At 62.5% G+C, this 10,484-nt stretch carries 11 protein-coding genes, 1 tRNA gene, 1 other RNA gene and 1 pseudogene; 4 read left to right on the top strand and 10 right to left on the bottom strand.

Annotation, left to right across the window (positions count from 1 at the left end; all coding sequences use genetic code 11):
* Window positions 1-180: 180 nt before the first annotated feature.
* From ACO59D_RS07735 to ACO59D_RS07700, 8 genes are all read right to left on the bottom strand, one after another.
* Window positions 181-849: a MarR family transcriptional regulator gene (locus ACO59D_RS07735; RefSeq protein ID WP_485126493.1), complete on the bottom strand. Its 669-nt coding sequence runs from the start codon at window positions 847-849 to the stop codon at window positions 181-183.
* A gap of 208 nt (window positions 850-1,057) precedes the next feature.
* Complete coding sequence (gene argS / locus ACO59D_RS07730; protein WP_485126492.1) at window positions 1,058-2,902, bottom strand: arginine--tRNA ligase; 1,845 nt, start codon at window positions 2,900-2,902, stop codon at window positions 1,058-1,060.
* A 95-nt stretch (window positions 2,903-2,997) separates the two neighbouring features.
* On the bottom strand, window positions 2,998-4,491 hold the full coding sequence (locus tag ACO59D_RS07725; protein WP_485126491.1) for a nicotinate phosphoribosyltransferase: 1,494 nt from the start codon (window positions 4,489-4,491) through the stop codon (window positions 2,998-3,000).
* A 74-nt stretch (window positions 4,492-4,565) separates the two neighbouring features.
* Complete coding sequence (locus ACO59D_RS07720) at window positions 4,566-4,877, bottom strand: hypothetical protein (RefSeq protein ID WP_130811919.1); 312 nt, start codon at window positions 4,875-4,877, stop codon at window positions 4,566-4,568.
* Between the two features lie 57 nt (window positions 4,878-4,934).
* On the bottom strand, window positions 4,935-5,936 hold the full coding sequence (locus tag ACO59D_RS07715; RefSeq protein WP_485126490.1) for a radical SAM protein: 1,002 nt from the start codon (window positions 5,934-5,936) through the stop codon (window positions 4,935-4,937).
* 405 nt (window positions 5,937-6,341) lie between these two features.
* Window positions 6,342-6,932: a recombinase zinc ribbon domain-containing protein gene (locus ACO59D_RS07710; protein WP_485126495.1), complete on the bottom strand. Its 591-nt coding sequence runs from the start codon at window positions 6,930-6,932 to the stop codon at window positions 6,342-6,344.
* A 99-nt stretch (window positions 6,933-7,031) separates the two neighbouring features.
* The gene (locus ACO59D_RS07705) at window positions 7,032-7,277 is read right to left on the bottom strand and encodes a recombinase family protein (RefSeq protein WP_485126489.1); all 246 of its coding nucleotides are present in this window, start codon (window positions 7,275-7,277) and stop codon (window positions 7,032-7,034) included.
* A gap of 128 nt (window positions 7,278-7,405) precedes the next feature.
* Complete coding sequence (locus tag ACO59D_RS07700) at window positions 7,406-8,194, bottom strand: HNH endonuclease (protein WP_485126488.1); 789 nt, start codon at window positions 8,192-8,194, stop codon at window positions 7,406-7,408.
* Window positions 8,195-8,596: 402 nt separating this feature from the next.
* Here ACO59D_RS07700 and ACO59D_RS07695 point away from each other — a divergent pair, with 402 nt between their 5' ends.
* The 4 genes and pseudogenes from ACO59D_RS07695 to ACO59D_RS07680 all read left to right on the top strand — a co-directional run bounded on the left by ACO59D_RS07695 (window position 8,597) and on the right by ACO59D_RS07680 (window position 9,837).
* Entirely contained in the window at window positions 8,597-8,722 is a 126-nt protein-coding gene (locus tag ACO59D_RS07695; protein ID WP_485126487.1) for a hypothetical protein, read from the top strand.
* A gap of 12 nt (window positions 8,723-8,734) precedes the next feature.
* Entirely contained in the window at window positions 8,735-8,917 is a 183-nt protein-coding gene (locus ACO59D_RS07690; protein ID WP_485126486.1) for a hypothetical protein, read from the top strand.
* A gap of 12 nt (window positions 8,918-8,929) precedes the next feature.
* Window positions 8,930-9,622, top strand: a pseudogene (locus ACO59D_RS07685) (ISL3 family transposase).
* Window positions 9,619-9,837: a transposase gene (locus ACO59D_RS07680; protein ID WP_485126485.1), complete on the top strand. Its 219-nt coding sequence runs from the start codon at window positions 9,619-9,621 to the stop codon at window positions 9,835-9,837. Before ACO59D_RS07685 ends, ACO59D_RS07680 begins: the two are co-directional and overlap by 4 nt.
* A 103-nt stretch (window positions 9,838-9,940) precedes the next feature.
* On the opposite strand, the gene ACO59D_RS07675 is transcribed toward ACO59D_RS07680, so the two are convergent.
* Both ACO59D_RS07675 and ssrS read right to left on the bottom strand, forming a co-directional pair.
* Window positions 9,941-10,016, bottom strand: a tRNA-Ala gene (locus tag ACO59D_RS07675).
* Between the two features lie 136 nt (window positions 10,017-10,152).
* Window positions 10,153-10,310, bottom strand: a non-coding RNA gene (gene ssrS / locus ACO59D_RS07670) — 6S RNA.
* Between the last annotated feature and the right edge of the window lie 174 nt (window positions 10,311-10,484).

Genomic DNA, 10,484 nt, shown 5'->3' with positions numbered 1-10,484 from the left:
TCCCCTGACCTCGAGAATTGCCGACTCAACCCCGGGCGTTCGGCTAAGTTTGAAAATCAACCGGGGGCTAGTAGTATGCACTAGAGATCCGGATTAGCCTTCCCCTGAGCCGCTGGGGGCGGGCGGCCATTCATGTCCACATCGGTGATGACGGCGCCCAAAGCTAATCAGACGGCGCTACTACCCCTCCGCCTGGTCATCCAGCTTCTGACCCCTGGGACGACGCCTTACGACAATCTCCGCGATACGAGCGGCAAGCTTGGCCGCACGCCCAGTTCCGCTTGGCGTGAGGACAAGGCCAGACGCGCGGGAAGGCCCGCGCTCAATCAGCCCCTCCGCCACAAGCGATGAGACTGACATCGATACCGTGGGCTGCAAAAGCCCCAGCGCATCGACAAGCCTCGTAACGGTGACGGGCTGAGCATCCTCGGCATACATGGCGAGAAGCACAAGATCTCCTGCCTTGGCAAAGGTGGAACCCATGGCATCGACGTACTTGACGATGCGTTCGGGCAAGGTACGGGAAAGCGGCTGGCCAGGCTGAATCTCGTTGCAGGTGAGCTCGGAGAGCATCTCGACATAGCGGATCCCCTCTGGCGTGATGGCGCAGACCACGTTACGGCGGTCCTTGCCACCCTCATCTCGTGAGATCAGCCCAAGTTCGGCAAGGTTGTTCGCGCGATGCGTCATGGTGGGACGCAACGCCCCTTGGTACTCGGCAATAGTCGAGGTCTTCATCGGCTCACCCGCCACCTGAAGGCGACAGAGAACCGCAAACTCCTCGAACGTGAGTCTATCGCGCGCAGGCTGTGACTGGCGCACGAGGTTGTACGCTCTGCGTACCGACATGTACTCGCGCAGGTCCACGAGCCCCCACCTCTGTCTCTAGCCGCATCCCAACGTCATGGGACGACATTGCAGCGCCAGACGCAACCCGCCTGATGCCAACCCGTGCCCCCTTAAAGAGCGATTATATATTAAATGGAACTTCTTGCTGGAACAACTGCTTATACGTAGAGATTGTTCGGGTGAATGCACCAAAGGGGACAGGCTAACGTCACATGCTCTGTGGCGCGTGAACCCCGCAGAGCTCAAGCGCGAGGGCAAGCACCCTGCGCGTGGCGTCCACGGCGGCGAGCCGGGCCTTCGAGAGTGCTTCGTCCACCGGGCGCCCTTTGCTGGGAAGCACCTGGCACACCGTATAGAAGGAGTGGAAGTCCCCGGCCAGCTCCTCGGCATAGTGCGTGAGGCGGAAGGGGGCGCGGTCGCGTGCGCAGCCTTCCACCAGCGCCGGGAACTCGGAAAGCTTGCGGGCAAGCGTGGTCTCGGTGGAATCGGTAAGCAGGGCAAGATCGTAGTTCTCGCCCACCGCACGACGGGCGACCTCGTCCATGCCGAGCCCCTCAGCCTCCTCGGCCGTCACGCCCGCGCCCTTGCGCAGGATCGAGCATATGCGCGCATGCGCATACTGCACATAATAGACGGGGTTGGTGTTGTCCTGCTTCTTGACTTTCTCGATATCAAAATCGATCATCTGGTTGCTCGACTTGGAGATGAGGGTGTAGCGCGTTGCATCCACACCGACCTCGTCCATGAGCTCCTTGAAGGGAATCATGGTGCCCTTGCGTTTGGACATGCGCACCGGTACGCCGTCGCGCAGCAGGTTCACGAGCTGGCCGAGCAGCACCTCGAGCTTGCCGGGATAGCCCAGGGCCTCGCAGGCGGAGTCGACGCGCTTGATGTAGCCGTGGTGGTCGGCACCCCAAATGTCAATCACGTGGTCGACACGCTGGAACTTGTTCCAGTGATATGCCACGTCAGAGGCAAAGTAGGTGTACTCGCCGTTGGTCTTGATGAGCACGCGGTCCTTGTCGTCACCAAGGGCGGTTGAGCGGAACCACAGCGCACCGTCCTCGTCGCGGTAGAGGTAGCCCATCTCATCCAGACGCGCGAGGGCACGGCCGACGGCCGAGGTGCCATCCTCGCCCTTCGCGTAGAGGGAGCGCTCGGAGTACCACACATCAAAGTGGCAGCGGGACTCGTCGAGCGTGTTCTTGATCGTCTCGAGCATGAGCCGATAGCCGCGCTCGCGGAACTCGAGCATGCGCTCCTGGGGATCTGCGTCCACCCAGCACGTGCCGTCGACTTCCATGAAGTGACGGGCAACGTCGACGATGTAGTCTCCGCCATAGGCATTGCCACCCAGGTTCCTGTTGAAAGAGTCAGCGAAGGGGTGCAGCTCGGGACAAGCGTCCTCCTCGTCTGCCACGAAGGCCTTGCGGTCATCGAGCAGCACCTTCACGGCCTCGTCGAGCGAGCAGCCACGCTCCCCCATCACCTGCGCCAGCTGCAGATAGCGCTCGGCGACAGAGTTGCCAAAGACGTCCATCTGGCTGCCATGGTCATTGATGTAGTACTCGCGCTCAACGTCGTAGCCGGCGTGCTCCATCACGCGGCAGAGCGAGTCGCCCAGTGCCGCCCAGCGACCGTGGCCAATGTGGAGCGGGCCCACGGGGTTTGCCGACACGAACTCGACCTGGACCTTCTCGCCAACGCCAATGTTCGAGCGGCCAAAGTCATGACCCTGCTCGCGCACCGTGCGGAAAATCTCGTTGTTGGCGGCCGCCGAGAGGTAGAAGTTCACAAAGCCGGGACCTGCGACCTCGACCTTGGGGACGCCGGGGTCACTTGCCATGTGGCCCACAATGGCCTGGGCAATCGCGCGGGGCGCCATGTGTGCGAGACGTGCGGAGCGCAGGGCAAGCGTGGTGGTCCAGTCACCGTTCTCGGCGTCGGCGGGGCGCTCAAGGCCAAGGTCCCCCACCTCGAAGGCAGGAAGGTCTCCCGCCTCCTGCGCATCTGCGACGGCTTTCCTGACGAGCTCCTCAATCTTCTCGGGCATGTGCCTCGTCCTTCCTGGATACCTGCGCGCCCCCTGGCACGCCTACGTGTGCGAGCAGTGTAACAGAGGCGCCGTGCGCCGCCGAAGCGCAGATGCTAGCGCTTGACGCGCGATGACTCGCTACGCTCCTTCTCCGCGAGGTCGCGACGAAGCGCTGCAAGACCCGGCTCCAGGCCTACGGGGTAGATCTGCGGGTTGAGGAAGCGGGCCACTGCCGGATCAAGGTGCATGAGCGCGTTGTGACAGCGGGAGCGCGACTCCTCGATGTCCACCGGCTCGCCCGCACGCTCACCATGCTCGACATAGCAGGCGAGAAGCTCGCGCGGCGTGCCGGAAAGCTCGTAGGACGAGAAGGGATCGAGGATGTCTTCCATCCTCGCGGTTGCCGTGGCATCCCCACGCACGTAGAAGTCATCCAGAATCATGTCGCCCACCGGGCAGTGGTCGTCGTCCAAGAAGCGCAGGACGCGCTGGACACCCGGGACCGTGCGCTTGTAGGCCTGCTCGGAGAGCTTGATGACAGGGTTCCACGGGGCGTCTGCCGAATCGCGAACGGCCGAGAGCTTGTAGACGCCGCCGAGCGAGGGCTGCGGGTCGCAGGTAGCGAGCTTGGTGCCCACGCCAAATGAGTCGATGGGCGCACCCTGCGCGTAGAGCGACTGGATGGTGTACTCGTCCAGGTCGTTCGAGGCCGAGATCTTCACGTAGGGCAGGCCGGCGTCGTCAAAGGCCTCGCGCGTCTCCTTGGTGAGCTTGGCAAGATCGCCCGAGTCGATGCGGATTGCGGCCAAGCGCTCGCCCGCGGCCTCCATCTCCTTGGCAACTATGATTGCGTTTTTGATACCCTGGTGGACGTCGTAGGTGTCGAGGAGCAGCACGCAGTTCTTGGGACTCGACTTGGCAAACGCACGGAAGGCGTCGAGCTCCGTGGGGAATGCCATGACCCAGGAGTGGGCGTGGGTGCCAAAGACAGGGATGCCGTAGACCTTGCCCGCAAGCAGGTTCGATGTGGAACTTGCGCCGGCAATGTAGGAGGCGCGAGCAACGGCAAGGCCGCCGTCGGGACCCTGGGCACGCCTCAGGCCAAAGTCAGACACCGGATGCCCCTCGGCCGCGCGAACCACGCGCGAGGCCTTCGTTGCCACGAGGGTCTGGAAGTTCACAAGGTTGAGCAGGGCCGTCTCGATGAGCTGGCAGTCGACGAGAGGGCCCTGAACGCGCACCATGGGCTCGCGCGGAAAGACCACGTCCCCCTCGGGGACGGCATGGATCGTAAGATCAAGGCGATGGTCGCGAAGGTAGTCGAGAAAACCCGGCTTGAACATGGGGCCACCACCCGGTGCCGGGATGCTGGCCAGGTAGGCGATGTCCTCGTCGTCGAAGACGAAGTTCTCGACCAAATCCGTAATCTGCCCCATACCGCAGGCAACCGCATAGCCACCGCCAAAGGGGTTCTCGCGGAAGAAAGCGTTGAAGGTTGCCTGGGTGTCGACAAGGCCCGACTCCCAGAATCCCTGAGCCATTGTGAGCTCATAGAGGTCGGTGTTGAGCGAGACATCTGTTGGCTTGGTGCGGTCCGTGAGCGACATTGCTGCTACTTCCTCCCGTCTGCTGGCGCGGGCATGGGGGCTGCCCTGCGCCGGACTTCCATGTGGTTGCGCGCCTAGCCGAGCGCCATGGCGAGAAGCCACACCGCCGCCACTACGACCACGATGGCGATAACGATCTTCTGGCCCTTGGGCATGCGGAGGTCATCGTCGTCGGGCTCCATGAGCTGACGGCCCTTTTCGCGCGCCACGGCGATTCTCTGCTGCTCGGCAGCGTCCTTCTCGCTGGTGGCCTTCTCGGCCTTCAGGCGCTCGAACTCTGCGCGCTCACGGGCGGCCTCCTGGGCCCTTTCGCGGGCGGCCTTCTCGGCGCGGAGCCTCTCCAGCTCTGACCTCTCCTCGTCGGAGAGTGGCGTGTTCTCTGGCATGGGACCTCCATGGTGGACGCGCGGCGGGCACGCGATTGCGTACAGTTGTCTGAGAGTCTATACCCCTTTGCGGCCATCGGGCGCTACGGAGGCGAATGCCTGCGCGATTTGTAGCTCTGGCCCCTCGACGCCGGTGGCGTCGAACTCGGGCACGAAGCTTTCGGAGACGGTGTCGCCCTCCTGCCACCAGATGTTCTCGAAGCCGAGGTCGTCCGCGTGGCAGAGGACTATCTCGTACTCCTCGTCCGTCACGCCGCGCGCAAGGTCGCCGCCCGCCTTGCGGCAGATGTCATTGGGCGTGTACTGGTTCATGACCGAGAGGTCAGCCGCATTGCCACAGGCCTCCCAGACGCAGTCGAGAACCGCGCAGGAGTCGTCCACGTGGCCAGGCAGCACCAGGTGGCGGACGATGACCCCGCGCCTCATCGCACCGTCTTCGCCCAGCTCGCGGCCGCCTGCGGCGCTCACGGAGGCGACCATCTCCTGCAGGGCTGCTGCCGCAACGCTCGGGTAGTTTGGTGCGGCAGAGAGTCTGCTTGCCAAGGTGGGGCTTGCGTATTTGAAGTCGGTGAGCCAGATGTCGATGACGTCGGACATCGCGCGCACGACCTCGGGCAGCTCATAGCCGGAGGTGTTGCAGACGATAGGCAAGGCAAGGCCATTCTCGCGAGCGAGGAGCACTGCCTTGCGGACGGTTGGCGCAAAGTGCAGAGGGGTCACAAGATTGATGTTGAGAGCACCTTGGGCCTGAAGCTCGAGCATCATCTCGGCGATGCGCGAGGTGGAGACGGCAAGGCCGAAGCCCTCCTGTGAGATGAGGTGGTTCTGGCAGAAGCAGCAGCGGAGGGGACAACCCGTAAAGAAGATGGCTCCCGAGCCGACCTCGCCCGAGATGGGCGGCTCCTCCCAGAAGTGAAGCGCAGCCCTGGCGACGCGCGGGGTGGAGGTGGCTCCACAGCTGCCAGCGCGGCCCTTGGAACGTGCGGCTCCGCAGCGGCGCGGGCAAAGCCCGCAGACGTCGTAGGAGGATGCGTCCAGCTTGGCGATGAGATCCTCCATCCCTGCCATGCTCCCATCAGACTCGAATTATGCGCTGCTAGTCTATCTCGTAGCCAATCGGTTGTCATCCGGGGGCAAGGGGCGGCACTGTCCGGCAACTCTTGCCTCGGCACCGGATTGGCACCGGAAGCCCGATTCGCGACGGAGCTGCTGCGCAAACGCGCCTTCCGGAGTCGGCAGAGCGCGCAAGAGACCCGGCGTCGAACAAAAAAGCGAGCACCCCGAGATAGAATCTGTCTCTGGTGGAGATGAAGGGATTCGAACCCTGCGACCGCTTCCCTAACTGCAAAAGGGTTGTGGTCCGCCAATCCCAAAAGTATCTCCCAGCTGAACTCGTCGAGCTTATCTCAGCGGTCAGTATACCAAGCCGTAATCGTCAGCCCGTCCTCGTCTACGAATACCCTGTCAACGAGGCAGCCGAGGGCGTAGCCCCCGCAGCGCCTCGTCGGACGTGCGCACCCGCCAGTACCGCGCGAAGTACGTCTGCACGCTGTGAGCGTCATCGGCGAGCGCGTGCCGTGCTTCCTTGGCGGCGATGGCGGCGGCAGGTCCCGCCTTGCGTGTTTCCGGCTCGTTAAGCGCCGACGTGATTGTCTCGCCCGCAGCGCCCGCCATCACCGCCTTCACGACGTTGGCGAGCTTCGTCTCGACGTCCTTCTCTTGCACCCGCAGGCCGTCGAGATAGGCCGTGCCGCTGTAGTGGGTGGCATAGTAGTCGGCAGCATCCACAGCGAGCGACGCCGCGAGCTCGTCGCCGGTCAGCAGATAGTGCAACAGTCTCCTCACGAGGGTTTCGATTGCCGCTTGCCTGAGCTTCGGCAGGTTGCGCGTGTGCTTGCAGGCGTTGGCGCAGTAGTAGTACGTATACGTTCGGCCAGTCTTCGACGTGCTCGAGACGCCTGTCACAGGGGCGCCGCACTTGCTGCAAAAGAGCTTGCTGGACGGCCAATAGTGCGCGGCCTGCTCCTTTGCTCTTGCCCTGTCGCTTGTTGCCAGCTAGCTTGGCCTGGCAGGTGCGGAAAGTCGCGTCATCGATGAGCCTCGGCATGCCGCCTGGGATAACAACACCTCTCTCTCGGCGTACTCGCCGATGTATCAACGGTTCTTCAACATCCGGTTGAGGGTCTTCACGCCGAACTTGTTTCCCCTCACCGTCCGGAACCCGGCGGCACTCGGCTCGTCGCAAATCTCTTGCATCGACGTGTCGCTCGCATAGTCGGCGAACATCCTTTGCACCGCAGACCCCGCCTTGGGATCGACCTCGTAAGGCTTGCCCTGGCTGCCCACGTAACCAAACACGGCATGACCGTTGCAGAGCCTGTGCTCGGCGTTGTAGCCCATCCCTTGCCGTATGCTCTGGGAGAGGTTGCGCAAGTAGTACTCGGCGAAGCTTTCCGCTATTCCCTCGAACGATAGTATGCGATGGCAAGGCTGTTGTTATTATTGATTGGGGGTGTTCTTTAATCTCGTCATTGAATTAGACCTCGTCGACGGGTTTTCGCGCCCTTGCTGCCGTTGCACTTTGAGCAGAGCACTTGCAGGTTCGACGGCACCGTCTTGCCGCCCTTCGCAACCGGGACGATGTGGTCGATGTGCAGACCCACCTCGTCGGGCATGTACTTGCCACAAATCTGGCACGTGTAGTTATCGCGCTCCATGATTTGCTGGCGCAGCTTCTGTGTCACCAGGCGGCGCTGGTTCTTAGCGTGGTACTCCTTCAGCGTCGCCTCGTAGCCGATGGCCGCAAGCCTCTTGTTTCGCTCGGAAAGCCATTCCCAATTGACGGCTAGCTCGTCGTCGTAGACGCTGACCGCGTAAGAGGTCTTCACGTAATTATGCTGGCGATAGCGGGTCTGGTTGCGCACCGCCTGAAAGCGGTAGGCGCGACCGTCGTCAAGTGTCTCGAGATACTGGCGACGACGGCGCTTCTGGAGAAGGCACGTCTCAAGATATTTCTCTTGAGTGGCCTTCCAATTCTCGATTCGCTGACGATGTGCGCGCAGAGCCTTTCTGTTGTCCCTGTCACTCAGGAACCGGTCGACGTAGTCCTGGATATCGGCGCTCCTCTTTCGTGACACGTCGAACTGTTCGATGAAGTACGGATAATGAAAAGGGTTCGCGAGAACCCTCGCGACAGCCGATATGGCAATCGCGAGAACCCTTGCGACAGCCAACACGACAATCGCGAGGACTGCAATGACGAAGACCCCCGCGACGATAAAGAAAAGAAAGCTGTCATAGCTCGAATAGCCTGTCATGCCCTGTCCTCGTCGTATGTAAAACCAACACTCGACATTTTACGCGCCATCGACCAGAATTGGACAACAAAAAGGCTATCCGTCCGAAGTCCTCTTCGGAGTGGCTGATGCTTTGCTGCGGAGCGTTCACAGCGCGTCGACGCCGGGCAACCTATGAGCCCACCTTGTCCGCCTCTTCTCGCGCCATCTGCACGCGCAAAGACTCAGCGCAGCGAAATCTCTCGACGTGCGTCTTGAGGCTTGCAAAAAGGGCTCTTCGAAACTTCTGGTGGGTAGCATACCCTCCCCGCATTGAGCGCGTCCCGTCCGAAAGGTAGGATTCTCACAACGGGTAGCAACGCGATGGGGAGGTCCGGATGGGCGCGGACGCGAGCATGCTGGCACAGCTCTTCGAGAGGTCCCATGGGGCTCGGCGACGAGTGGAGGGTCTGCGACGTCTGGTTCGAGGAGCACGACGGCTCCCCCGACGAACTCCACGTCCGGGTCGAGCACGTCCACGGGAGGGCCGTCGAGTGCCCGGCGTGCTAGCGCCGCTGCGGCGTGTACGACACCCGCGAGAGGACCTGGCGCCACCCCGGCATCTGGCAGCACGGGACGATCGTGCACTGCGCCGTCCCCAGGGCGGACTGCCCCAAGGACGGCGTCCACACGTGCAGGATGCCCTGGGAGGTGCGCCCGAACTCCCACTTCACGGCGCTCTTCGAGGCTCAGGTGTTGCTCTAGGCCCTCTGTGGCATGAGCGCGAGCGCGATAGCGCATCAGGTCCGCGAGTCCGACTCGCGCGTCTGGGGGATCCTGAACAGGGCCGTCTTCGAGACCAGGGGTGCCGCCGACTACTCGGGCGTCACCCGCGTGGGGATCGACAACACGCCCCGCAGGCGCGGCCAAAACCGCGCATCAGCACGATGGCAGGCCGCGCCGGCCAGAAGGGTCGTCGCCGTCACGCAGGGCAGGGACAAGGAGGCGCAGGCAGGCTCTGCGACCAGCTCGAGGAGCACGGCGGCGGCCGCGGGGCACTCGCCGAGCTCACCCGCGACATGGCTTAAGGCGTACTCCCTCGGCGTCGCCTCCGAGATGCCGCGGGCCGCCCAGATTGTGGAGCGCTTCCACCTCATGCAGCCCTTCGCCAAGGCCACGGACCAGGTGAGGTGCGAAAAGCGCAGAGAGTCGGACGAAAAGCGCAGGGCGCTTAGCGGCACCAAGTGCGTCTGGCCCGAGCGCGAGGGGAACCTGACGGAGAGGTAGCGCGCCAAGCGCGAGGAGCTCGACCCAAAGACGTCGCACCTCAGGACCGCGAGGGCCTGCGCGATGACCGAGGCCATGCGCGACGTCTACGCCTGTGCCACCAGGGGCGAGGCGGAGCGTGCGCTCCGCAGGCTCTGCTCCTGGATGATGCACTCGAACGTCCCGAGGATGAAGACTGTGTGACGAGGACCCTCAGGAAGGGGTGGGACGGCATCCTCAGCTGGTGGGGCTCGAGGTCGACCAACGCGATCCTGGAGGGCCTCAATTCCGTAATTCAGTCCATCAAGCGGGCGGCGCGGGGCTTCAGGAACACGTCCTGCTTCGAGACCATGATCTTCCTCAGGCTCGGGAGGCTGGACTTCTCGGCCCAGACGTCACTAGCCTGTGCTACCCACTAGAAATGTGGAAGAGCCACAAAAAAGCGGGTACCCTAGTCGGACACCCGCCTATATCTGACAGCCAGCCTCTTCCTTGTCAGGAAGAGCTCGACCGTTCCTTATATGGTGGAGATGAAGGGATTCGAACCCTCGGCCTCTGCCTTGCGAAGGCAGCGCTCTCCCAACTGAGCTACATCCCCAGACGCTCATGCGCGGGAGCCATTGTCGCAATTTGCGGTGCCCGTGTCAACGCCAAAGTACGGTAATTGCGGAAGACAAGCACATGGCGCCCCTACGGTGCCGTTGCTATGGCGCATGCGAGAGAAGACAGGAAAGCCGCCCCCTGCGGATACGATTATGAACCCACCTTCAGAAGGTGGGTGTCCTCATCGCCCCTTCCGGCTTCCTCAGCAACGGAGGATTCCCTTTCAGAACGAGATGTTGGACTCCCTCGTAACGCTTGTCGGTTCACCCAGTTTGTACCGCAGGGGGACGACAGTTCTAATGTAGGCGAATGGGCATCTGGATACCAGTCTTGACACGGCGAGCGGTGCATACACAATGGATGTATTGGGGCTTTTTTGCGCAGCATTCAAGAGGGGTCCGAATAAAGTCCAAGTAAACAACCGTTCCATCCCTTCGCCCATTTCACCCATAGCTGCCTAAGG

This window comes from Tractidigestivibacter sp., assembly GCF_057241865.1.
This window is presented reverse-complemented; position numbering and strand designations above follow the sequence as displayed.

Coding starts and splice junctions, on each gene's coding strand:
- ACO59D_RS07735 (WP_485126493.1), bottom strand. CDS start 849: ATGTCGGTACGCAGAGCGTACAACCTCGTGCGCCAGTCACAGCCTGCG.
- argS (WP_485126492.1), bottom strand. CDS start 2,902: ATGCCCGAGAAGATTGAGGAGCTCGTCAGGAAAGCCGTCGCAGATGCG.
- ACO59D_RS07725 (WP_485126491.1), bottom strand. CDS start 4,491: ATGTCGCTCACGGACCGCACCAAGCCAACAGATGTCTCGCTCAACACC.
- ACO59D_RS07720 (WP_130811919.1), bottom strand. CDS start 4,877: ATGCCAGAGAACACGCCACTCTCCGACGAGGAGAGGTCAGAGCTGGAG.
- ACO59D_RS07715 (WP_485126490.1), bottom strand. CDS start 5,936: ATGGAGGATCTCATCGCCAAGCTGGACGCATCCTCCTACGACGTCTGC.
- ACO59D_RS07705 (WP_485126489.1), bottom strand. CDS start 7,277: ATGGGCTACAACGCCGAGCACAGGCTCTGCAACGGTCATGCCGTGTTT.
- ACO59D_RS07700 (WP_485126488.1), bottom strand. CDS start 8,194: ATGACAGGCTATTCGAGCTATGACAGCTTTCTTTTCTTTATCGTCGCG.
- ACO59D_RS07695 (WP_485126487.1), top strand. CDS start 8,597: ATGGGGCTCGGCGACGAGTGGAGGGTCTGCGACGTCTGGTTCGAGGAG.